This is a genomic window from Stenotrophomonas sp. CASM106, from assembly GCF_049384825.1.
Taxonomy (GTDB): domain Bacteria; phylum Pseudomonadota; class Gammaproteobacteria; order Xanthomonadales; family Xanthomonadaceae; genus Stenotrophomonas; species Stenotrophomonas muris.
Genome location: NZ_JBMRFS010000002.1, coordinates 224,836 through 247,777, shown reverse-complemented (window position 1 = coordinate 247,777; position 22,942 = coordinate 224,836). Strand labels below are relative to the sequence as shown.

The 22,942-nt window shown below is 67.4% G+C and carries 21 protein-coding genes; 10 read left to right on the top strand and 11 right to left on the bottom strand.

All coding sequences use genetic code 11. The features are described from left to right. The 3 genes from VG556_RS04900 to VG556_RS04890 form a co-directional block, all read right to left on the bottom strand. Entirely contained in the window at positions 1-1,398 is a 1,398-nt protein-coding gene (locus VG556_RS04900; RefSeq protein WP_146257705.1) for a hypothetical protein, read from the bottom strand. A 136-nt stretch (positions 1,399-1,534) separates the two neighbouring features. Beyond that, complete coding sequence (locus tag VG556_RS04895) at positions 1,535-3,523, bottom strand: alpha/beta hydrolase family protein (protein ID WP_100449606.1); 1,989 nt, start codon at positions 3,521-3,523, stop codon at positions 1,535-1,537. 163 nt (positions 3,524-3,686) lie between these two features. After that, positions 3,687-4,322, bottom strand: a complete 636-nt coding sequence (locus VG556_RS04890) for a LysE/ArgO family amino acid transporter (RefSeq protein WP_005415673.1) — start codon at positions 4,320-4,322, stop codon at positions 3,687-3,689. Between the two features lie 140 nt (positions 4,323-4,462). Here VG556_RS04890 and VG556_RS04885 point away from each other — a divergent pair, with 140 nt between their 5' ends. The 4 genes from VG556_RS04885 to VG556_RS04870 all read left to right on the top strand — a co-directional run bounded on the left by VG556_RS04885 (position 4,463) and on the right by VG556_RS04870 (position 10,399). Then, complete coding sequence (locus VG556_RS04885) at positions 4,463-5,368, top strand: LysR family transcriptional regulator ArgP (RefSeq protein ID WP_049406408.1); 906 nt, start codon at positions 4,463-4,465, stop codon at positions 5,366-5,368. 185 nt (positions 5,369-5,553) lie between these two features. Further along, positions 5,554-6,000 (top strand): GNAT family N-acetyltransferase, encoded by a 447-nt coding sequence (locus tag VG556_RS04880; RefSeq protein WP_100449605.1) that lies wholly within the window; start codon positions 5,554-5,556, stop codon positions 5,998-6,000. Between the two features lie 191 nt (positions 6,001-6,191). Next, a complete protein-coding gene (gene mqo / locus VG556_RS04875) occupies positions 6,192-7,880 on the top strand; it encodes a malate dehydrogenase (quinone) (protein ID WP_046429482.1) in 1,689 nt (562 codons plus the stop codon). A 326-nt stretch (positions 7,881-8,206) separates the two neighbouring features. Beyond that, positions 8,207-10,399: a TonB-dependent siderophore receptor gene (locus VG556_RS04870; RefSeq protein WP_100449604.1), complete on the top strand. Its 2,193-nt coding sequence runs from the start codon at positions 8,207-8,209 to the stop codon at positions 10,397-10,399. Positions 10,400-10,468: 69 nt separating this feature from the next. On the opposite strand, the gene VG556_RS04865 is transcribed toward VG556_RS04870, so the two are convergent. Further along, positions 10,469-10,789 (bottom strand): hypothetical protein, encoded by a 321-nt coding sequence (locus VG556_RS04865; RefSeq protein WP_100449603.1) that lies wholly within the window; start codon positions 10,787-10,789, stop codon positions 10,469-10,471. A gap of 153 nt (positions 10,790-10,942) precedes the next feature. Between VG556_RS04865 and VG556_RS04860 the strand changes: the two genes are divergently transcribed. Beyond that, on the top strand, positions 10,943-11,890 hold the full coding sequence (locus VG556_RS04860; RefSeq protein WP_100449642.1) for a nucleoside hydrolase: 948 nt from the start codon (positions 10,943-10,945) through the stop codon (positions 11,888-11,890). 4 nt (positions 11,891-11,894) lie between these two features. Here VG556_RS04860 and VG556_RS04855 read toward each other — a convergent pair whose 3' ends face one another. From VG556_RS04855 to VG556_RS04830, 6 genes are all read right to left on the bottom strand, one after another. Then, a complete protein-coding gene (locus tag VG556_RS04855) occupies positions 11,895-13,154 on the bottom strand; it encodes an MFS transporter (protein WP_005412589.1) in 1,260 nt (419 codons plus the stop codon). Positions 13,155-13,232: 78 nt separating this feature from the next. Further along, positions 13,233-14,246, bottom strand: a complete 1,014-nt coding sequence (locus VG556_RS04850; RefSeq protein ID WP_100449602.1) for a hypothetical protein — start codon at positions 14,244-14,246, stop codon at positions 13,233-13,235. A gap of 125 nt (positions 14,247-14,371) precedes the next feature. Next, positions 14,372-15,685 (bottom strand): sensor histidine kinase, encoded by a 1,314-nt coding sequence (locus tag VG556_RS04845; protein WP_100449601.1) that lies wholly within the window; start codon positions 15,683-15,685, stop codon positions 14,372-14,374. Then, entirely contained in the window at positions 15,682-16,422 is a 741-nt protein-coding gene (locus VG556_RS04840; protein WP_100449641.1) for a response regulator, read from the bottom strand. Before VG556_RS04840 ends, VG556_RS04845 begins: the two co-directional genes overlap by 4 nt. A 57-nt stretch (positions 16,423-16,479) precedes the next feature. After that, positions 16,480-17,025, bottom strand: a complete 546-nt coding sequence (locus tag VG556_RS04835) for a redoxin family protein (RefSeq protein ID WP_100449600.1) — start codon at positions 17,023-17,025, stop codon at positions 16,480-16,482. A 3-nt stretch (positions 17,026-17,028) separates the two neighbouring features. After that, complete coding sequence (locus VG556_RS04830) at positions 17,029-17,820, bottom strand: alpha/beta fold hydrolase (protein ID WP_100449599.1); 792 nt, start codon at positions 17,818-17,820, stop codon at positions 17,029-17,031. 342 nt (positions 17,821-18,162) lie between these two features. Between VG556_RS04830 and VG556_RS04825 the strand changes: the two genes are divergently transcribed. The 5 genes from VG556_RS04825 to VG556_RS04805 all read left to right on the top strand — a co-directional run bounded on the left by VG556_RS04825 (position 18,163) and on the right by VG556_RS04805 (position 21,727). Next, positions 18,163-18,807 (top strand): DoxX family protein, encoded by a 645-nt coding sequence (locus VG556_RS04825; RefSeq protein ID WP_049469733.1) that lies wholly within the window; start codon positions 18,163-18,165, stop codon positions 18,805-18,807. A gap of 95 nt (positions 18,808-18,902) precedes the next feature. After that, positions 18,903-19,379 carry an EF-hand domain-containing protein gene (locus VG556_RS04820; protein ID WP_100449598.1) on the top strand — a complete coding sequence of 159 codons (477 nt, stop codon included), beginning with the start codon at positions 18,903-18,905 and terminating at the stop codon, positions 19,377-19,379. A gap of 54 nt (positions 19,380-19,433) precedes the next feature. Then, the gene (locus tag VG556_RS04815) at positions 19,434-20,279 is read left to right on the top strand and encodes a DUF692 domain-containing protein (RefSeq protein WP_100449597.1); all 846 of its coding nucleotides are present in this window, start codon (positions 19,434-19,436) and stop codon (positions 20,277-20,279) included. Then, positions 20,272-21,006, top strand: a complete 735-nt coding sequence (locus VG556_RS04810) for a DNA-binding domain-containing protein (protein ID WP_100449596.1) — start codon at positions 20,272-20,274, stop codon at positions 21,004-21,006. Before VG556_RS04815 ends, VG556_RS04810 begins: the two co-directional genes overlap by 8 nt. Before the next feature lie 82 nt (positions 21,007-21,088). Then, positions 21,089-21,727: a ferric reductase-like transmembrane domain-containing protein gene (locus tag VG556_RS04805; RefSeq protein ID WP_100449595.1), complete on the top strand. Its 639-nt coding sequence runs from the start codon at positions 21,089-21,091 to the stop codon at positions 21,725-21,727. Between the two features lie 55 nt (positions 21,728-21,782). Here the strand turns inward: VG556_RS04805 and VG556_RS04800 are convergent, their stop codons facing one another. After that, a complete protein-coding gene (locus VG556_RS04800) occupies positions 21,783-22,919 on the bottom strand; it encodes a metallophosphoesterase (RefSeq protein WP_111144170.1) in 1,137 nt (378 codons plus the stop codon). Between the last annotated feature and the right edge of the window lie 23 nt (positions 22,920-22,942).

Sequence of the window (22,942 nt, the reverse complement as noted above, 5' to 3'; positions counted from 1 at the left end):
TCATTGCCAACCGCCACGCATGGCGTCGGCCATCTGCAGCCGCATGCTCTGGATTTTGTCGCGGGTATCTTCGTCCAGGGCTGAAGGATCGATGTTCTGCACGCGCAGCACGTCCGGCAGGAAGCGGCTGATGTTGGACGGCTTGCCCCACTCGTCGACCACCGGCGTCGGCAGCAGCGTGCGCGCCTGCAAAGCCGCGTGCGCGCCGACGGGCAAGTCCCAACGCTGGGCATGCGCGCTCCAGCCGAGGGTGGTGAAGCCGATCAGGGTGGTACTTCCGACGCTGCCGATGGACGTGCGCAACGCCCCCAACACCTGCCGGTAGTGCTGTTCCAGCGCATCTTTTGGAAGGGATGCGGCCATCTCCGGCACCGCAATGGCATCCAGCGCCGGTACCGTGCATCGAACTTCCATGCGCGCGCGCCGGCCTTCTTCGTCGATGAGCTGTGCTCGCACCGGCTGACATTGCAGGGGCGAGACCGCTGCCGCGGCAACATAGGCCTCCACATCACTGCGCAGTGACTCGCGCAGAACGGGCGGTATCCATAGCAGGATCTGGGTGGTCAGCTCCTCCGAGGCCGGTTGTCCAAGGGCCTGTTCACTGAAGTCTGCGAACAGCGCCTTCTGTGCGACTGCATCCACGGGCCGCACTTCGTCCATGGAGATCGACCGTCTGGCGAGTGCCTCGACCAGCCGCCGATCACCGGACCACGCGCGCCCCTTCCAGAACGAAAGCAGCTGCATGTCACCACCGTCTGCCTGGGGCCAGTGCCGATCACGCGCCATGCCCGCCTGCAGATCGGCAAGCAACTGCCCCGCTACCGGGCGGCGCCCCTGCTTGAGCACGTCTATCGCGGCCAACGCGAGAACCCTGTGAGCCGAAATGTAGGAGGTGATGCATCGGTATTGAACGTCGACAACCGTTGCATGAGCCGGCAGCGGGGTGTCCCCGAAGCGCTCCAACGCATAACCGTGCAGCGGCGCATTCTCCGGCTGTTGCTTGACGCCGTGCGCCATGCAGCGCGAAGCGCCAGCGCTGTTGGCGTCCGCCAGCAGTTTCCGCGCTGCCTGCGCTTCGGACCCCGCTGCTTCCACACCGTACAGCGCGTCAATCCAGCTGTCCGTCAGCCCGGTTGCCAATGCAATCGCGCGGGTCATCATCCTGACCTCGCGCTCAGCGTCCGCGGGCATGTCGACCGCGGCCCCCGTCAACCATCGATGCAGCTGCAACCCCTCCTCGTGGACCGCGCCGGTAGCGAGCAGCGAGCGTGCGACTTCATCGGCCTCGTAGCGTTCCCCCACCTCGGCTTGCACGTCCAGGACCAGCAAGCCGAGACAGGCGAATGCCAGCGTTCCGCACCGGGCAAGCACAGGTGTGCATCGATCAGGGAGGGCCATGGCAACACCGTATCGGGGAAACAAGCATGATCCCCACGCAGCAGGCACATATGCCATGCAACTTGTTTCAAATACGATCTGTGCGGTCATCGCACCTCAGCGCCTGCGGGGGACCACTCCCCCGCAGGCACTGGGCTCAGGGCGCCTTGTCCTTGCCGGCCACGGGCGCGGTCGTCGCGGTCTTGCCCCCCAGGCTGCGCGCCAGGAACGCCAGCAGCTTGTCGTAGTACTCGCTGCGATGCGCCTCGGTGTAGAAGCCGTGGCCTTCGGTCTTGTAGTACAGGCTTTCCACCGGTGTGCCGGCGCGCTTGAGCGCCGCTTCCATGCGCTCGGTATGCTGGATCGGCGCACGCTTGTCTTCGCCACCGGCGGCGAGGAACACCGGCACCTTGATCCGTTCGGCCAGGTTCACCGGCGACACCGCGCCCAGCTTGGCCGGATCACCCAGCCATTCGCGCAGGTAGGTCACGCCTGAGCCGCGGTCCTGGATATCGCCACGGGTGTACATCATCGGCAGGTCGTAGACCCCCACATAGCCGGCCGCGCACTGATACAGCCCGGGTTCGCGGGCCGCCCCCATCATCGCCGAGTAGGCCCCGTAGCTGGCGCCATAGATGCAGATGCGACGAGCATCGGCGATGCCTTCGCTGATTGCCCAGCGGGTGGCATCGGTGACATCGTCCTGCATCGCCGCGCCCCACTGCTGCGCACCGGCCTGGGTGTGGGCCCGGCCGTAATTGCCCGACCCACGGAAGTTGACCTGCAGCACGGCATACCCGGCGGCGGCCAGCATCTGGGTTTCGCGGTCGTACTGGCCGGAATCGAAGATGTCGAACGGACCGCCATGCGGCATCACCACCATCGGCAGGTTGCGGCCGTTGCTGCCGGCCGGCAGGGTCAGGAAGCCATGCAACGGCAGCCCGTCCCGCGCCTTCAGTGCAATCGGCTTCACGCTGGCACTGCGGTCCACGTCAATCCAGTCGCTGCGGCTGATCAGGTGGTCAGCCTTGCGCGCCACCGTGTCGTAGACGTAGAAATCGCCCGGGTTCGAGCCCGACCAGGTTTCCACCAGCACGACACGGCCATCGCGGGTGCTGGAGGTGATGTAGACCGGCCCTCCGAAGGCGGCTTCCAGGCTGCGGTACAGGCGCGCCTCCGGCGACTTCTCGTCGAAGAACCGGGTACGCGGCGTATCGCCCAGATAGAGCGCGCCCACCGGCACGTGGGTGCCGGGCCGATGGATGATGCGATACGGATTGACCACCTCGTCGCGCAGCAGCGTGGCACGCTCGCCGGTCTGCGGGTTCCAGCTGACGATCGCGTCCGGGCCCTGGGTCTGCTCGACGTTGAGGTAGGCCAGGCTGTCATCGGCCGAGAAGCCGAGGGCGGTTTCGATGCGCTTGCTGACGGCCTCGTCGTTGATCAGCTTCCAGCTGTCGCCACTGCGTTCGCGGAAGTACAGCTTGTTGATGTTGTCGCTGCCCGAGCCATGCACGAAGCGCACTTCGCCGGCGCCGTCGGTGGTGAACTCGCCGCGCCTTACCGGCGAGGATGCCACCCGCGAGCGACGACCCGTAGTCACATCCATGCGATCTACGCGGGTGAACGGATCCTCGGCCAGCGGCCACACCGTGACCAGCACGTTGCGCTCGTCGCCCGGCAGGTCGTCGGCCAGGAAGGCGGCCACTGCTTCGACCTTCTTCGGCTGGATGCGGGTTCCCGGGCCGTTGCTCTCGACTCGGTAGCCCACCAGCAGTTCGCCGCGATTGCCGTTGGCGTCGATGGCATAGAGTTCGCCGGTGGGATTGGGCTGGTCGAGCGAGCCCCACTTCTGGGCCAGGCCGATCAGCAGGCGCTCGTTGCTGACCCAGTCGAATTCCTGCGCGTGGTTGCGGCTGGGTGGCCGGAAACTGCCGACCATCTGCTTGTCCTTCAACCGCAGCACGGCAATCGCGGTGGCGTCCTCCATCGGCACCGTCGCCGCCACGTACTCGCCTCCCGGCGAAATCTTGATGTCGGTGAAAGTCTCGCGACGCAGGTATTGCGTCAGGTCCACCGCCCCCACGCTGCCTGCGGCAACGCCCCCGATGACGGCCAGCGCGGCCGCCAGAATCGTCCTGTGCATCCTTCCCCTGCTCCTGTGGACACCTTGTCCTGGTGGCCGATTCTAGGCAGGGCAATGGGTTTTCCGCCAGAGCCGGAAAAGACGACGGCACCGTTGCCGGTGCCGTCGTTGCCACTACCTTGGAGAGAGAGTCAGGACGTGGGTTCGGGGGGCGTGCGCCGGGTCAGTGGACCCCGCGCACCGCCAACATGAGGGCCAGGATGCTGAGGATCACGGCGATGGTGCCGTCGAGCACGCGCCAGGTGCTGGGCTTGGTGAACAGCGGCGCCAGCAGGCGTGCGCCAAGGCCCTGCGCGGTCAGCCACAGGCAGCTGGCCGTGACCACGCCCGCAGCGAAGGCCATGCGGGCATTGCCGAAGTTCTCGGCGATGGAGCCGATCACCATCATGTCCAGCCAGAAGTGCGGGTTGATCAGCGAGAAGCCGACCGCGGCCATCAGCACCGCGCGGCGGCTGCCGTCGTCGCTGTCGGCCTCGCCCATGCCACCGCCGCCGGCGATCGCACGGCGTGCCGACTTCATCGCATACCAGGCCAGGAACGCGACACCGGTCCACAGCACGGCGGTGGTCAGCCACGGCAGCGCCGAGGTGAGCGTGCGCAGGCCGGCCACGCTGGCGAAGATGAAGATGGCATCGATGGCCGCGCAGGTGGCGACCACCGGCACGATGTGCTTGCGCAGGATGCCCTGGCGCAGAATGAAGGCGCTCTGGGCGCCGACCACGGCGAACAGGCCGATGCCGGTGGCTGCACCAGAGAACCAGGCACCGAGGCCGGTGCTGGCGGAGATGACCGAGAACATGGGATTCACTGCCTTGTATTGCTTGGGGGGGGACGGTGCCTCGCGAAGGCGGACAGCACCGGAACGGGCGCCATTGTCGCGCCGCAACATGGAAAAGACGAGCTAAACTTCCTAAACCAACATTAGCGGAGCTTAATTCGATGCGCATCGATCACGCCCAGCTGCGCGCCCTGGCCGCGGTGATCCGCGAAGGCAGCTTCGACCGCGCCGCGCAATCGCTGAATGTCACGCCCTCGGCCATCTCGCAGCGGGTCAAGGCACTGGAGGACCGGATCGGCCGCCTGCTGGTCAAGCGTGGCACCCCGGCCACCGCCACCGCCGAGGGTCAGTTGCTGGTGCAGCTGGCCGAGCAGACCGCCCTGCTCGAACACGATGCGCTGCACCGGATGGGCCTGGCGGATGAGGACCTGCCCCAGGCCAGCATCCCGGTGGCAGTGAACCACGACAGCCTGGAAACCTGGTTCCCGCAGGCCGCGGCGCAGTTCGCGCAGGGCACCGGGACCACCCTGGACCTGCGCGTGGAGGACCAGGACCACACCGTCGAACTGCTGCGCCAGGGCACGGTGCTGGGTGCGGTGACCACGCTGGACGAGCCGGTGCAGGGCTGCCAGATCCACGCGCTGGGCAGCATCCGTTACGCGGCGACCTGCACCCCCGAGTTCCGCGAACGCCACTTCGCCAAGGGCGTGACCGCGCAGGCACTGGCGCAGGCACCGGTTCTGGTGTTCAACCGCAAGGACGAAATGCAGTCGCGCTTTGCCCGGCGCATGGCCGGCGATGACCTGCCCAGCACCGCACCGACCTGGTGGATCCCCTCCACCCGCGCCTTTGTGCAGGCCAACCTGGGCGGCATGGGCTGGACGATGAATCCGCTGCCGCTGGTCAAGCGGCACCTGGACGCCGGCCGCCTGGTCTACGTACGCCAGCGCGCGTGGGAAGACGTGCCGCTGTACTGGCAGCACTGGAAGGGCGACGTGCAGACCATGGCGCTGCTGACCCGCGCCGTGCTGGATGCATCCTCGGCATTGATCCGGCGCAAGCGCTGACGCACAGCGCAAAAAGGGGACGGAGGGGATTAAGTCGTTTAAGGCCAATACGACATCCAAGGCAAATACGGCTTAATCCCCTCCGTCCCCTTTTTCGGGGCTCCATCGGATCTCCATCAAGCCTACACACCGGGTCCATGCGCGATGCGGATACTGGCGGGCCGACCATTACAAGGATGTCCGGCATGCCCGTGTACCTGCGCGATGCCCGCCCCGAGGATGCCGCTGCCTGCATCGACCTGCGTGGGCGCACCCGCGAGAACGCCTTCAGCGCCGAGCAGCTGGCCCAGCTGGGCATCACTGTGGACAGCTGGGCGGCCGGCATCGCCCAGGGCGATTCGATCGGCCGCGTCGCCTGGGAGGGGGAGCGCATGGCCGGCTACTGCTTCGCCGACCGCGACAGCGGCGAGGTGCTGGTGCTGGCCCTGCTGCCGGACTACGAGGGCCGCGGCATCGGCCGCCAGCTGCTGCAGGAAGTGGTCAGCCTGACCCGCGATGCCGGCCACCGGCGGCTGTTCCTGGCCTGCTCGGCCGACCCGCGTTCGCGCTCGCACGGCTTCTACCGCCGCCTGGGCTGGCGCGCGACCGGCGGGGTCGATGAGGCTGGCGACGAGATCCTTGAGCTGGTCTGATCCCACCGTCGCCGGGCATCGCCTGCCGCCCATGTGGCAGCACCGCGAAACGTCGGATGCTGCGTTGCATCAAAAAAGGACCGGATCCGGTTAGAATCACCGGTGGATGATGCAAGGCGTTGTTTCTTCACGCCCTTTCCCTGCCCCACGCGCATCCTGACCCCTTCCCCTCCGCCAACGATCCCGCCCCCATGAAGAAATTTGGCAAGGCTCTTCTCGCCCTGCTCGTGCTGCTGTTGCTGGCCGCCGCGCTGTTCCTGTACTGGCCGCTGACCCAGCGCTCGGTGCCCGCCGCCAGCAACGACAAGCCCGTCGATGTTGTGCTGGTCGGCGCCGGCATCATGAGCATCACCCTGGCCACCTACCTGCAGGAACTGCAGCCGGACTGGAACATCCAGGTCTACGAACGCCTCGACGGCGTCGCCGGTGAAAGCTCCGATGGCTGGAACAACGCCGGCACCGGCCACTCGGCGTTCGCCGAACTGAACTACACCCCGGAACTGCCCGACGGCAGCATCGAGACCAAGCGCGCGGTCGGCATCGCCGAATCGTTCGAGGTCTCGCGCCAGTTCTGGTCGCACCAGGTGAAGGAGGGCCGGCTGAGCCAGCCCAGCGACTTCATCAACCCGACCCCGCACATGAGCTTCGTCTGGGGCGATGACAACATCGCCTACCTGCACAAGCGCCAGCAGGCCCTGGTCAAGAACCCGCTGTTCTACGGCATGCAGTACTCCGAGGATCCGGCCCAGATCAAGCAGTGGGCCCCGCTGCTGATGGAAGGCCGTGACCCGAAGCAGAAGGTTGCCGCAACCTGGATGCCGCTGGGCACCGACGTCAACTTCGGCGTGATCACCCGCCAGCTGACCGCCGGCCTGCAGCGCAGCCCGAACTTCAGCCTGCACCTGAACCATGAAGTGAGCGCGCTGCGGCAGAACGCCGACAAGAGCTGGAACGTGACGGTGAAGGACCTCAAGGCCGGCACCGAATCCACCACCCACGCCCGCTTCGTGTTCATCGGTGCCGGTGGCGCCGCACTGAAGCTGCTGCAGATGTCGGGCATTCCGGAATCGAAGGACTACGCCGGCTTCCCGGTCGGCGGCCAGTTCCTCGCCTTCCAGGGCCAGGACGTGACCTCGCGCCATGGGGTGAAGGCTTACGGCATGGCCGAGACCGGCTCGCCGCCGATGTCGGTGCCGCACCTGGATGCGCGCAAGCTGGACGGCAAGCCGGTGGTCCTGTTCGGGCCGTTCGCGCTGTACAGCACCAAGTTCCTCAAGCACGGCTCGTGGTGGGACCTGTATTCCTCGGTCACCCACAACAACGTTGGCCCGATGCTGGAAGTGGGCAAGGACAACCTGGACCTGGTGCAGTACCTGATGGGACAGGCGCGCCTGAACGATGCCGACCGCCAGGCCGAACTGGTCAAGTACTTCCCCAATGCCAAGCCGGGTGACTGGAAGCTGGTCACCGCCGGCCAGCGCGTGCAGATCATCAAGCGCGATCCGCTGAAGGGCCCGGTGCTGCAGTTCGGTACCGAGATCGTGACCGACAAGGACCACACCCTCGCCGCCCTGCTCGGCGCGTCGCCGGGCGCGTCGACCTCGCCGCCGATCATGCTTGACCTGATGGCCAAGGCCTTCCCGGAGCAGATGAAGGCCGGCTGGGAAACCCGCCTGCGCGAGATCGTGCCGTCGTACGGGCGCAAGCTCAACGACAGCGCCGCGCTGGTCAACGAGATCCGCACGCTGACCAGCCAGACCCTGCAGCTGCCCTACCTGGAGGTGCCGGTGGACGCGAACGCGGCATCGCCCGCTCCGGCGGCGGTTCCGGCGCCGGCCAAGGAAAAGCGCAACGCCAACGAGGAACTGCAGGCGCTGTAAGCCCGCAGTTTGCTTTCGATGCAGACGGACGGCCACCTTCGGGTGGCCGTTTGCGTTTGTGCAGGCTACGCCTGTAGAGCCGAGCCCATGCTCGGCTCCGGCAAAAGGCAGCCGAGCATGGCTCGGCTCTACAGAAAGCGATGCCCCGTGCCGGGAACCCTGCGCACAATGACGCGAATTGTAATGTTGTTAAGAATTATTTACATTTGCGTCCTGCGCAGTGACCGCGCCTCGCCCCCAGACGGACCTGACCGTGCCCGAAGCCGCCGCCCCGGGTGCTGGACGACTGTTGCCGCCCCTCCCCGCCTCCACGCTTCGAGCCCACCATGTGCCTGACCTTCGATAACCGCCTGCCCCGCCGCGCGCTGCTGCCGGCCGCCCTGCTTTCGTCGTTGACCCTGCTGGCCGCGCCCAGCGCGTTCGCCGCCACTGATGGCGCTGCCGACGCCAAGACCCTGGACCGGGTGAGCGTGCGTGCCGAACAGTCGGCGCCGCCGGCCAGTACCACGCGCCTGCCGATCACCCTGCAGGAAACCCCGCAGTCGGCCACCGCGATCAGCCTGCAGCGCCTGCAGGACGAATCGCTGTTCAGCATCAACGATGTGATGCGCAACGTGACCGGCGTCAGCGTGTCCTTCTATGACACACAACGCCCGCTGTACTACGCGCGCGGCTTCGCCATCACCGACTTCCAGGTCGACGGCATTCCCACCTACAGCGGCTCGACCAACCAGGAGTACGACACCGCCTTCTACGACCGCATCGAAGTGATCCGCGGTGCCAACGGCCTGCTCAGCGGCGCCGGCGTGCCGTCGGCCACGGTCAACCTGCTGCGCAAGCGCCCCGGCAAGGAATTCGACGCGTCGTTCGCGGTCAGCGCCGGTAGCTGGGACTACCGCCGCATGGAAGCCGACGTAACCGCGCCGCTGACCGCCGACGGCCGCTTCCGCAGCCGCGTGGTCGCCGCCTACACCGATCGTGGCCTGTATTACGACCGCTACAAGGAAAACAAGATGGCCGGCATGGCGGTGCTGGAAGGCGATGTCACCGACAGCACCACGGTCACCGTCGGCTACCAGACCCAGGACAACAACCCGACCGGTTCGACCTGGGGCACCGTGGCGTTCTTCGACAACCAGGGCAACTTCGCGCATCTGGCGCGCTCGACCAACCTGTCGCCGAAGTGGAGCTACTGGAAGCGCGAAAGCAATACCGCCTTCGCCAACCTGGAACAGCGTTTCGGCGACCACTGGCTGCTGAAGATCAACACCGCCTACACCCGCGGCAACGTGCAGAACGTGCGCCTGTACGGCACCGGCAACCCGGACCCGGTGACCGGCGCGGGCATCTACCTGCGCACGGCCGCCGGTGATTCGAAGGACACCCGCCGCAATGTCGATGCCTACCTGACCGGCAGCTTCCCGCTGTTCGGCCGCGACCACGACCTCACCGTCGGCGCGCAGTGGTCGGACCTGGAAGGCACCACCAATACCGTGGCGCTGAACTTCCCGGGCGACTGGGCGACCTGCGGGCGTGAGCGCTGCTACTACATCCCCAACGTGTTCAACTGGAACGGCGACATCTCCGAAGTGACCTACACCCGCACCGGCGCACGCCGCGTGGCCAAGACCACGCAGAGTGGCGTCTACCTGGCCACCCGCCTGCGCCTGGCCGAGCCACTGTCGCTGATTGCCGGTGCACGCCTGAGCCGCTGGGAAACGCTCAGCCGCTCGTACAACGCTGCCGGCGCCTATACCGGCACCAGCGGTGCATACAAGGTGAGCGATGAGGTCACTCCGTACGTGGGCCTGGTCTACGAGATCACCCCGAACGTGTCGGCCTATGCCAGCTACACCGAGATCTTCAATCCGCAGAACTACAAGGACCGCAACGAGAACCTGCTGGCACCGGTGCAGGGCTCGAACCTGGAAGCGGGCATCAAGACGCAGTGGTTCGATGGCCGCCTGACCGCCAATGCGGCGGTGTTCGAGGCCAAGCAGGACAACTACGCGGTGCGTGACATGAGCGTGCCGGAAGGTACGCTGAGCGACGGCAGCTCGGCCTATATCGGCATCAACGGCACCAAGGCGCGCGGTTGGGAGATGGACGTCAACGGCGAGATCCTGCCGGGCTGGACGGTCAATGCCGGCTACACCCGCGTCAAGGTGACCCGCGCCGCCACCGACCTGCTGTACGCCAATCCGCCCAAGGACCTGCTGCAGCTCAACACCCAGCTGCAGCTGCGCGGCGCGCTGGAGCGACTGAGCATCGGCGGTGGCCTGCAGTGGCAGAGCCGGGTGCAGGGCTACAACATCGCCTACCCGCTCGGCGGCACGGTGACGGTGAACCAGCCGGCGTATTCGCTGGTGCAGTTCAACGCCAACTACCGCATCAGCGACAACTGGACCGCGACGCTGAGCGTGCGCAACGCGCTGGACAAGACCTACTGGGCCAACCTGGACTACAACAACTTCGGCGAGCCGCGCTTCGTGTCGGCCAGCCTGCGCTGGAAGTTCTGAGGCAGGCAGGGTTGCCGGGCTATGCCCGGCACCTTGTAGCGTCGAGCCATGCTCGACGCTACAGGGACCTCAATCGCCGCAGCTGCCGCCGTCCCCCCCACCACCATCACTGCTGCAGTCGGAGCTGCTGTGGCTGTGATGGCTGTGGCTGTCACCGGAATAGCCGACGGAGGTGTCATGGCTTGCGCCGCCATCCCCCCGGCTGGCCGAGCCATCGGCCGTGGCCACTGCCAGGCACAGGATGGCGCCGACCAGCGGCAGCAGCCAGACCAGCAGCAGCTGCACCGCGCGGCCACCCGCCGACAGGCCATCACGCCTGACGATCACCACGGTAGCCGCCACGTTCAGGCCCAGCACCAGCAGGACCAGCAGAAGGGCAACGATCAACATTCGGCAGCTCCATGCCTGGACTGGAGGGCATTATGGGCCTGCCAGCCCGGCAATGGCCCTGCCCGTCATGAAGATGGGACAATGCAGGGCGCGCCGGCCTGCTTCCAGGCCGCCGGCGCCCCCCGCACCACACGGAAGAAGAAGAACAACAACATGCTGAAAGTCATTTTCGATACCGACCCGGGCGTCGACGACGCCCTGGCCCTGCTGTACCTGCACAAGCACGCCCAGATTGACCTGATCGGTGTCACCACCACCTTCGGCAATGCCTCGGTGGAGTCGACCACGCACAACGCGCTGTACCTGAAGCAGGCCTGGGGCTTCGCCGCCCCGGTCGCGCGCGGTGCCGGTGGCCCGCTGCAGCCGGAAGCCACCCCGGAAGCCTGGCCGGTGCACATCCACGGCCACAACGGCCTGGGCAACCACCCGGTGCCGACCGAACTGGACGTGGCCGCCGACGCGCGCCCCGCTCACCAGCTGATCATCGACCTGGTCCGCGCCCATCCGGGCGAAGTGACCCTGGTCGCGGTCGGCCGCATGACCAACCTCGCGCTGGCCCTGCAGCAGGCCCCGGACATCGCCGGCCTGGTGCGCGGCGTGGTGATCATGGGCGGCGCGTTCCATGTCAACGGCAACATCACCCCGGCCGCCGAAGCCAACATCTGGGGTGACGCCGAAGCGGCCGACGTGGTGTTCACCGCAAGCTGGCCGGTCACCGCGATCGGCCTGGACGTGACCACCCGCGTGGAAATGGACCGTGACGGCCTGGATAAGCTGGCAGCGATCGGCGGTACCGACGCCGAACTGGTGCGCGCGCTGTCGCAGGACTACGTGGACTTCTACCTGCAGGCCGGCCACAAGGGCATGGTCGTGCACGACTGCTGCGCCTGCATCGCGCTGACCCGACCGGAGCTGTTCCAGTTCGAACGCGCCAGCGTGCGCGTGGCCACCGACGGCGTTGCCCGCGGCATGACCATTCCCAAGCCGGAAGGCCTGGCGTTCGGCCCCAGCGTGTGGGACGGCCACGTGGTGCAGTCGATCGCCATCGGCGTGGATGCGGCCGCGGTACTGGCCGACATCGAGCAGACCCTGAAGGTCTGACCCGCTAGCGCTTGGCCCTGCCCGGGACCGTCTCGGGCAGGGTCCACAGCACCGGCAGCACCAGCACCGCCACCAGCGCGATCATCGCGCCCGGCGCCGCCGCCCAGCCGCTGCGTTCCACCCACCATTGCGCCAGCCATGGCGTTGCCCCGCCGAAGAAGGCCGTGGCCATGGTCACGCCCAGTGCCAGCCCACTCACCCGCCCTTCGCCGGGGAACTGCTCGGCCGTGGCCGGGGCCGCCACCGCGCTCACGCCACCGGCCACGCAGGCCAGCAACACCGCGGCCAGCGCGATGCCCAGCGGCGTCGCCTGCGCCATCCACGCGAACAAGGACAGCGGCAGCAGCGCTGCCAGCACGGTCAGGCCCAACAGCACCGGCCGTCGTCCGACACGGTCGGACAATGCGCCGCACAGGGGCGTGATCGCGATCACCGCCACGGCCGCAATCGTCGACAGCCACAGCGCATCGCCCTCATCGTGGCCCCGCGCATGCAGGAATGCGGGCACATAGGTGATGCCGACGTAGTAAGTAATCGAGCCCAGCGCCGAGATCGCGAACGTGCGCGCCACCGCCAGCGGATGGTTGCGCAGCACATGCTTCAGCGGCGTCGCGGGAATGCTGCCCTCGCGGCGCTGCCGCTCGAACTCCGGCGACTCGTGCATGCCCGAGCGCGCGACCAGGATCACCAGTGCCAGCGCCGCGCCGACGAAGAACGGAATACGCCAGCCCCAGCTGTCCAGCTGCGCGGGCGCGAGCAGCGCCACGGTGACCGCCGAGATCGCTACCGCCAGCAGTGCGCCTACTTCACTGGCGGCCGAGGCCAGCGAGGTCACCAGGCCACGCCGCCGCGCCGGTGCGCTTTCCAGCAGATATGCCACCACGCCGGTGTACTCACCGCCCACCGAAAACGCCATCACGCAGCGCAATACCAGCAGCAGCACGCCCGCCGTGGTACCTGCGGTGGCCGCGGTCGGCAGCAACGCAGTGGCCAGCATCGCCGCCGCCATCAACGCCATCGAAGCCAGCAGCATCCAGCGCCGGCCCAGGCGGTCGCCCAGGTGGCCGAAGCACAGCGCGCCCAGCGGGCGCATCAGGTAGGACACCGCGAAGCCTGCCAGCGTGACCAGCAGCGCCTGTTCGCCGCCGCCGAAGAACACCCGCGACAGCACCGTGGCGAAATACAGGTACAGGGTGAAGTCGTACCACTCCACTACCGTGGACAGGCCCGCCACCCACATCGAGCGCTGCCGCGCCGCGGTCATTGCGTGTTCGCCTTCAACAGCCTCGGTCCCGGTTGCGCAGGTTCGGGGCAGGATGTCATGGCCCGGGTGAAATACCGGTCATCGGCCATCCGCTGCCTGCATGTACTGGGTTTCATGGCCGGTGAAGCGCTCACCGTCAAAACCGAAGCAGAAGCGCCCTTCCTCGAACACGCGGTAGACCAGCAACGCGCCATCGAGGCAGAACTGCGGCTGGTCCACGCCCGTCTCCAGTGTCCCGTAGCCGGTAGCATCACCGCCCTTCCCCGCCGGCCCGGTGAAGGCATCAATCGGCAATGGCGTGGCGCGTCCGGTGCGGGCATCGACCAGCACCAGCGTGCGCTGGAAATACTCCGGACGATCATCGACCTGTACCAGCAGGTAGTGCCGGTTGAAATTGGGTTTCTGATGCTGGAGGGCATCTTCGATGGCTGCGCGGTGCCGCGCATCGCAGAAGTCGACCGGGCTGTAGCGGTAACTGCAACCGTCGTGGTCGTAGGGCAGGTTCATGCCGGAATAGCTGATGCTTCCCTCGCTGTCCACGTCGTGGCCCAGTTCCGGGGTGCTGCACAGCAGCCACGAACGCTGCGCATCTTCGGGATCGGCCATCAGCTTCGGCTCGCGGCCCTCCTCGTAAGCCGCACCACCCGGGAAGTCCTGGCCGAAACGCTGGCGGACGATGGGACGTGCCTTCTCCAGCGGCAGGCCGATCCTGGCCCCACGGAACGAAACGAATGTCATCGTCGGCAGGATCACCTCTTCCACCGGCAGCCCCTTCCACTGCCCCTGCACGCAGAACGTGGCGATCTCGTTCTCCACGTCTTCCTTGCAGGGCTTCGGCGCGTTCGCCGCCAACCAGGGATGGGCCGGGCGCCCGGTCTGCTGATCGATGTACCAGCCGTCCAGCGCGCAGGTCGGCAAGGCGTCGAGCAGCGGAGAGAGATCTGTTGCGGTGGCCGGGGCGGCAGGCGGTGTGCCCGCTGCGGGTGCGTCGGTCGGTGCGTCCGGTGTGCGCTGGCAGGCCGCCAGCGCGAGCAGACCGACCAGCAGCGCGACGTGGCGCGGGCGCTGGATTGAATGCTGCGTTCCCTGCATTGCGTGCTTCCTGGTTTCGACACTCCCTGCAGATGATCGCCGATCCCAAGGCCGTGCAGGAACGTCACAGATCCCACATCGGGGTCAGAGTCCTTCGCTCCCGCAAAGGGATCCGACCCCGCCCGTTACCCCGGCAGCTGCAGCTCAGCCATCAGCCCGCCACCCTCGCGGTTGCGCAACCGCAGCGAGCCGCCCAGCGACTGCGCCAGCTGCACCGCGATGGCCAGGCCCAGGCCAGTGCCGCCGGTATCGCGATTGCGCGAGCTTTCCAGCCGATGGAACGGCGCCAGCACTGCCTGCAGCTGGTCCTCGGGGATGCCCGGGCCACGGTCGGAAATTCCGATCCATACCCTTCCGGCCTCGTCACGGCCGGCCTCGATCTCGGCAGCGCCGGCGTAGCGGAGTGCATTATCGACCAGATTGCCGACCACCCGTCGCAGCAGCTGCGGCCAGGTCTGCACGACCAGTCCAGCGGGCGCACCGCCACTGACCGGCTTGCCCATGTCCTCGTAATCGCCGACCACACTGGCCAGGAACGCGCCCAGGTCCATCGACACCGGCGCGCCACTGGCGACGTGGCTGCTGCGCGCATAGGCCACACCCTCGCGCACCAGTTGCCCAAGGTGGTCGAGGTCGGCCAGCAGCCGCTGCTGGGTGCTGTCTTCAGGCAGGGTCTCCACCCGGAGCTTCATGCGCGTGATGGGGGTCTGCAGGTCATGCGAGATCGCGGCCAGGATCTGCAGGCGTTCACTGACATGGCCACGAATGCGTGCCTGCAGTGCGTTGAGCGCGGCTGCTGCGCCGCCTACTTCCGCCGGGCCATCTTCAGGCAGTGCAGGCCCGTCCTTGCCCGGCTGCAGATGCTCCACCGCATGCGACAACTGCTGCAGCGGGCGCATGGCCAGGCGCACCGCCAGCCACGCGCACACCAGCAGCAGCGCCAGCTGCACCAGCAGCACGGCGGGCAGCCAGCGCGCCAGCGGCAGGCCCGACGGGGTGACTTCAATGGTCAAGGGAGTGCCGTCGTGCAGGCGCAGTTCCACCTCGAACCGCTCCGGCAGGCGAGCCACCTGGCGCGCCTGCAACGGATAGCGGTGCTGCAGGCTGTCATCGATGATCGCCGTGACCTGGCGTGCACGATCGGTCTGCAGCCCCGGTCCGGCCGCGGCCGGGCGCAGCAGGTAACGGTAGGTGCGCCGCTCCAGCCGCGGCACCCAGGCATCGCGCTGGTCCGCGGGCAGGTGCTCCAGCAGCGCGACACTCACGGCCACGTCTTCGTCCAGGTTGCGCAGCATCATGCTGCGGGTGGACTGGTAGCGTTCGAAGAACAGCAGGCCGAAGGACAGTGCGTGGGCCAGCGCCAGTCCGCCCAGCAGCACCAGCAGCAGCCGCGCCGACAGCGTGCGCGGCCAGCGTGGGCGGCGCGCGGTGGTGTTCATTCGTCCGGCCCCAGCAACTGCACCGGCACGCTGAACACATAGCCTTCGCTGCGCACGGTCTTGATGTAGGTCGGCTCGCGTGCGTCGTCACCCAGGCGCTGCCGCACGCGGCTGACCAGCAGGTCGATCGAGCGATCGAACAGTTCGGCGTCGCGGCCCTGGGTGAGGCTGAGCAGCTGGTCGCGGCTGAGCACCCGATTGGCGTGATCGAGGAATACGCGCAACAGGCGGAATTCGGCGCCACTGAGTGGATACGCGGTGTCCTGTGCATCCAGCAGATGGCGTGCGGTGGTGTCCAGGCGCCACTCGCCGAAGGCCAGCTGGCGACCGGCTTCGCTCACCTGCAGGTTCGGCGGCAACATCCGGGTACGGCGGATCACCGCATTGATGCGTGCCAGCAGTTCGCGCGAAGAGAAGGGCTTGGTCACATAGTCATCAGCGCCCATTTCCAGGCCGATGATGCGGTCGGTCTCGTCGTCGCGGGCGGTCAGCAGCACCACCGGCACCGCACGATGCTTGCCGGCGCGCAGGTTGCGGCACAGGCTCAGTCCGTCCTCGCCCGGCATCATCACGTCCAGCACGACCAGATCCACGGCATGGGTATCCATCAGCGCGCGCATGGCCCGGCCACCGTCGGCCTGGCTCACGCGCAGGCCGTTGCGTTGCAGGTAATCGGCCAGCATCTGGCGGATCTCGCTGTCATCGTCGACGACCAGGATATGCGATACGTGGTTCATTGCGTTCTCGATGAGGACGAAGGTCAAGGCCGCGCGGCGCGGCCATGGTAGCGCGGCTCAGGGGTTGGCCAGCAGGCGCTGGATCTCGCTTTCGGTACGTGCGTAGTCGCCCTCGCCGTAATGGCGGTAGACCACCCGCCCCTGCCGGTCGAGCAGGTACAGTGCGGGCCAGAAGCGGTTGCCCCAGGCGTTCCAGATCCGGTACTGGTTGTCCTGCACCACCGGCCAGGTGATGTCCAACCGTGCGATGGCCTTGCGCACGTTGCCAGGCAGCCCTTCATAGGCGAACTCCGGCGTATGCACGCCGATCACCCTCAGGCCCTGCGACGCGTAGCGTGCATGCCACTGCTGGACATACGGCGCCACGTTGAGGCAGTTGCTGCAGGTGTAGGTCCAGAACTCGACCAGCACCACCTGCCCCCGCAACTGCTCCAGTGTGAGCGGCGGGCTGTTGTGCCAGGGCCCGCCACCGTCGAACCCGGCGGCGGGAACGGCCTGTGCCGGCTGCGCATCGGCCTCCGGGCTGGGCCAGGCCATCAACAGCGCAGCCCCACCCAGCACGCCCATCAGCAACGGCAGCACGTACGCACGCAGGCCGGCCATCGCTCAGCCCCCCTGCTCGGCCAGTGGCAGTTCCGCCGGCTTCACCCCCGCCGCTTCCAGGATACTGTCGGCCACCTGCGCCGGATGCGAGAGCAGCGACACATGGCTGCTGCCGATCGATTGCAGCTGCGCGCCAATGCGCTTTGCGGTGGCGGCCTGCAGCTGCGGCGACAGCATGCGATCGTCACGGCTGAGCACGTACCAGCTCGGCTTGCTGCGCCACGCCGCAACGTTCACTACTTCGCCCAGCGCGCTGGCCTTCAACGGGACCTGCGTGCTGTACAGCAGTGCGGCCGACTTCTTCATCACGTCCGGCGCGAAGTCCTGGGCGACAGCGTCAGCCGGCAACGTCAGGTAGCCGTTCCTTTCCTGCAGGCGGGCCAGGCCCGGACCGACCGGGAAGCCTTCGCCCTGTTGCGCCGATGATTGCCCTGCATCCGGCGCGAACGCCGCCACGTACACCAGCGCCTGCACCTTCGGGTCATTGCCCGCTTCGGTGATGACCGTGCCACCCCAGCTGTGGCCGACCAGCACCACCTTGCCAGGCGCAGCGGCAATCGCACGACGGGTGGCGGCGACGTCGTCGGCCAACGAGGTGAGCGGATTCTGCACGGCCACCGCCGGCAGCTTCCAGTCATGCAGGGTGCTGATGACCTTGCTCCAGCTGGAGCCATCAGCGAACGCGCCGTGCACCAGGATGACGGTGGGCGGTGCAGCGGTATCGGCCTGGGCAGCGAAGGCAGGGGCGGCGGCGGCAAGGGCGAGAGCGGCGGCCAGCAAGCAGGTACGGATCATGGGGGGCACTCCGGAGTTGGGAGTGGCCATTTCCGCCTGCCGGTGTATCGGCGCTGTTTCGCCGCAGCGCGGAGTTGTACCGGACTGTAGGGCGCAGGCGGGTTTCTACAGTGGGATACATTCGCGCGCCGGTCCTGGCCGGGCGCTTTCGGGTGGATATCGCTGCCCGCACGCGGGCGCGCAACGCCCCGATGCGCATCAGCGCATCGTCTTTGTATCTGACTGTACGAAACCCCGGCCGCGGCCACAGTCGCTGACAAAACCCCGGGCAACGGCACACGTTGCCGATACCTGCGCCGCCTGGAATGGCTTCCATCGACCACTGGCCCGCAGGACACCACCATGATCAGCACCGCTTCTTCCGTGTATACGCCCCGCCTGGACGCCGTCGGCCGCTGGCTCTCGCCATTGGCGCTGCGCACCCTGCTGGCCTGGGAGTTCTTTGAATCCGGCCGCGAGAAGCTGGGCGGCCAGAACTGGTTCGCCGACCTGGAAGGCCGCTTCCCGTTCCCGTTCTCCACACTGCCCGCGTCGCTGAACTGGCAGCTGGCCACGTGGCTGGAACTGGTGGGTGCGGTGATGCTGCTGCTCGGTCTGGCCACGCGCTCGGTGGCCTACGTCTTCTGGGTACTCACCATCGTTGCCATCGCCGCCGTGCACTGGCCCGACCAATGGAACGGCCTGGGTGAACTCTGGCAGGGCTATGCGATCACCGACCAGGGCTACGGCAACTTCAAGCTGCCGTTGCTGTTCCTGGCCATGCTGCTGCCACTGATCCTCAACGGCGGTGGCGCACTCAGCGTGGACCGGCTGCTGGCCGGCCCCGGCCGTGCCACGGCAGGAAATGACGGCCTGGGTTGGGGCGTCAGCCTGATCGCCCTGCTGCTGCCGGTTGCCGCGCTGTTGCCCGGCATCGGCTTCGGCGGTGCCCTGCTCGGCGGTGTGCTGCTGCTGGGCCATCTGCTGCGCCGTCGCCGCGCCGCCTGAGCCGACTCCCCTGTTCCCGCGCGTTTCGCTTTCCGTCGCCTCTTCGGCGGCGTCCATCCCGCACGCCCCGCGTGCTTTCCCAAGGAGTCACCACCATGTCCATCTCGACCAAGAACACCTCTTCCTCCCGCCAGCCGCGCATCGGTGCCATCGGCATCGCCCTGGCCGGTGGCCTGCTGCTGGCCGGCCAGGCCGCGGCGATCCAGCCGCTGGCTATCAGCGCGGTGGCCATGAGCGCCGCCGCCGAAGGCAAGTGCGGTGAAGGCAAGTGCGGGGCCAACAAGGCCACCACCGGCAAGCCCGCCGGCAAGGCCAAGGTGGCCGAGGGCCAGTGTGGCGAAGGCAAGTGCGGCGACGCCTCGTTTGCCCGCACTGATCGCGACCACGACGGCAAGGTCTCGCGTGCCGAGTTCAATGCTGTGGCCGCCAAGCGTGCCGCCGAGTTCGATCGCATCGACACCGACCACGACGGTTACATCAGCGAGCAGGAAGCACACGACTACCTGCGCAGCGTCTACACCGCCAACGGCAAGCCGATGCCGAAGGGCCTGTTCTCCCGCGTTGCCGATTGATCGACGTTCACCCGGCGCCGCCTTCAAGGCGGCGCTCTCTCTGGAGCATCCGCCATGTCCCTGCCCCTGCCCACCCATGCCGCCGGTCTTGGCCTGCGCCGTGGCCTGATCGACGAACTGCTGGCCATGCCGGCCGGTGCCATCGACTTCCTCGAAGTCTCCCCCGACAACTGGATCGGCGTCGGCGGTGCACACGGCGACGCGCTGCGCCAACTCAGCGAGCGCCACCCCTTGACCTGCCACGGCCTGTCGCTGTCGCTGGGCGGTCCTGATCCGCTGGACCGCACCCTGCTGGCACAGACCCGTGCCTTCCTCGACCTGCACCAGGTGCAGCTGTACAGCGAACACCTGAGCTACTGCGCCGCCGGTGGCCATGTCTACGACCTGCTGCCACTGCCGTTCACCGCCGAGGCCGTTCACCATGTCGCCGGCCGTATCGCCCAGGTGCAGGACATGCTGGGCCGACGCATCGCCGTGGAGAACATTTCCTACTACACCGTTGCCGGCGCGGACATGAGCGAGATCGACTTCATCAACGCCGTGCTCGCCGAAGCCGACTGCGACCTGCTGCTGGACGTCAACAACGTCTTCGTCAATGCCTGCAACAACGGTTACGACGCCTTCGAATTCCTGGCCCGCATGCCGTCCCACCGTGTCGCCTCGCTGCACGTAGCGGGCCACTTCGATGAAGACGACGGCTTCAAGATCGATACCCATGGTGCGCCGGTGAAAGGCGTGGTCTGGGCCCTGTTGCGCGAGGCCTACATGCGGGTGGGCGTGCGTCCCACGCTGCTCGAACGCGACTTCAACTTCCCGCCGCTGGCCGGGTTGCTGGCCGAGATCGCGCAGATCCGCCAGGCGCAGGCTGAGGCACGTTGGCCGGAGGTGGCCCATGGCTGAGCCGCTGGCTACCCTGCAACGGCGCTGGGCCGATCATGTGCGGGACCCTGCAAAGACCGCACCCGATGGCGTGGAGGCGCGCAGGCTGGCGGTATACCGCCGCCTGTGCATCGACAGCCTGGACACCCTGCTGGCCGGCAGCCTGCCGCGCCTGCAACAGCAGTTGGGCACGTCGCGCTGGCGCGACACCGTGGCGCACTACTACGCCCACCACGCCTGCCAGACCCCGTTGTTCCCACGGATCGCCGGCGAGTTCGCGGCCTGGCTGGCAGTACAGGACACGCTGGCACTGCCGGGCTGGGCGGCGGAACTGGCGCACTACGAGAGCACGCAGCAGTCGCTGCACATTGAACCGCGTGGCGCTGGGTGTTTGCTGCAGCGCGTACCCGAGGACAGTGATGTGCTGGCGGTTTCGCCGCTGGTGCGGGTGCTTGGGTACCGGTGGCCAGTGCATGAGGACGAGGGGCTGAAACCGGTGTTGGGCGCAGCTCCCACGCTGCTGGTGATCCAGCGCCGCGCCGATTTCAGCCTGAAGGTCGAGCAACCGTCACCGCTGGCCTACGCGCTGCTTTCGGTCTTCGGTGACGACGGCGCGCGTGTGGATGAGGCACTGCAGGCGCTGTCCGAAACACATGACGTGGCAACGGACACATTGCGTGCTGCCTGCGTGCCCGTTCTGGGCGAGCTGTGCACGGCGGGGGTGCTGGTTGCATTGCCTGCTTTCTGAGGTGCCGGCCGGCGGCCGGCACTACCCGTTCATTGACCGGCAAGCGGCCGGCACTACCCGCCCCCTACTTCGAGGTCTCATCATGGCTGCTTCCAACATTTCCTTCCTGCACGGCTGGCGCCTGTTCGTAGCCATCGCCGTGGTCCTGATCGCGTTCGCACTGACCGCCTTCGCCCTGTATCCCGATGCAGCCGAAGGCAGCCGCGCGGCGATCCGGCTCACCGCCCGCACATCGTTCCTGCTGTTCTTGGGGGCATTCACGGCATCCTCCTTCGCCACCCTGCTGCCCGGCCCGTTCACCCGGTTCCTGCTGCGCGAACGGCGCATCATCGGTCTGTCCTTCGCGTTCTCGCACCTGCTGCACGCAGTCGCCATCACCAGTTTCGGCATCCTCAACCCGGCGTTCTGGCCAGCACGCTCCGCGCTGGCCAACCTCCCGGGCACGGTGGGCTACATCGCCATCCTGGCGCTGGCCATCACCTCGCACCGGGGGCTCGCCCGGCGCATGGGACCCACCGCCTGGCGTCGCCTGCACGTCACCGGCATGTGGATCATCGCGGCGGTGTTCACCTACTCGTACTTCAAGCGCGTGCCCGGCAACTTCTGGTATGCGGTGCCGTCGGCGTTGCTGTTCACCGCCTTCGTGGTGCGCTGGATCGCCAAGCGGGCGCAGGCCCTGCGTCGAAGTGCGCATGCGCGGCCGCCGCTGCGGGCGGCCTGACGGGCCGGGGTCAGATCCCTTTGCCAAAGGCAAAGGGATCTGACCCCACATCAGGTCACGGCGCGCGGCGCAGCGTGATCAGGGTGATCTCCGAAGGCACGCCGATGCGCGCCGGGAAACCGGCCCAGAGGCCCGCGCCGTTGCCCACGTACAGCGTCATCCCCTCCACGTCGTAGCGGCCGGACACGAAACCGCCATTGGCCCGCTTCACCAGCTGGTCCATGCCAATGATCTGCCCGCCATGGGTATGCCCGGACAATTGCAGCTTCACCCCGCGCGCCGCCGCTTCGCGCGCGTTGCGCGGGCGGTGGTCAAGCAGGATCACCGGTGCAGAGGGATCGGCACCGGCCAGTGCAGCGTCCAGATCCGGCAGCGGCAGGCCGTAGCGTGCGGCCACCGGATCGGTGACACCGGCGATGGTCAGCGCCGCATCGCCGCGCCGCACCTGCAGGTGGCTGTTCTCAAGCACCTGCATGCGCAGCGCGCGGAACGCCTGCATCCATTGCTGATACTGCGCGTAGTACTCATGGTTGCCGGTGATGGCAATGACGCCGTCCGGCGCCTGCAGATCGGCCAACGGGCGCGCGTCGTCACGGCGGGCCTCGACGCTGCCGTCGATCAGGTCGCCAGTGATCACGATCAGGTCCGGCTTCAGCGCGTTGCTCTCGTCCACCACGCTGCGCACCCAGTCGCCGGTCAGCAGGCGGCTGGCGTGGATGTCGGTCAGCTGCAGCACGCGATAGCCGTCGAACGCAGCAGGCAGATCCTTGATCGCCACGTCGATCTGCCTGGGCTGGGGCACGGCCATGCCCTGGCTGATGCCATAGCCACTCACAAGCAGCGCCAGCAGGCCCGCCAACGGCCGCAGCTTCGAGGCGCGCAGGGCCGATACGATGCGCGGCCATCGCAGCAGGCGCGAAAGCAGCAGGCCCACATCCAGCACCAGCATCAGCAACGCCAGCAGCAGCACCGCCGTGGAGCCGGTGGCCAGGACGGCGATGGCCATCCTCGGGATTTCCGGCGATGCCATCGTGCCCCAGAAGGTGGCCACGATGCGCAGCTGCACGGCCATGGCCACCACCAGCAGCGACAGCACGACCTTCAACCCGATGGGCATGCGCAGCGGCCAGAACAGGCGCCAGGCCACATACAGGCCCATCAACAAACCGATCGTACTCAGCACTGCAACCATCCATGACAGAAAGCGGGCCCGCC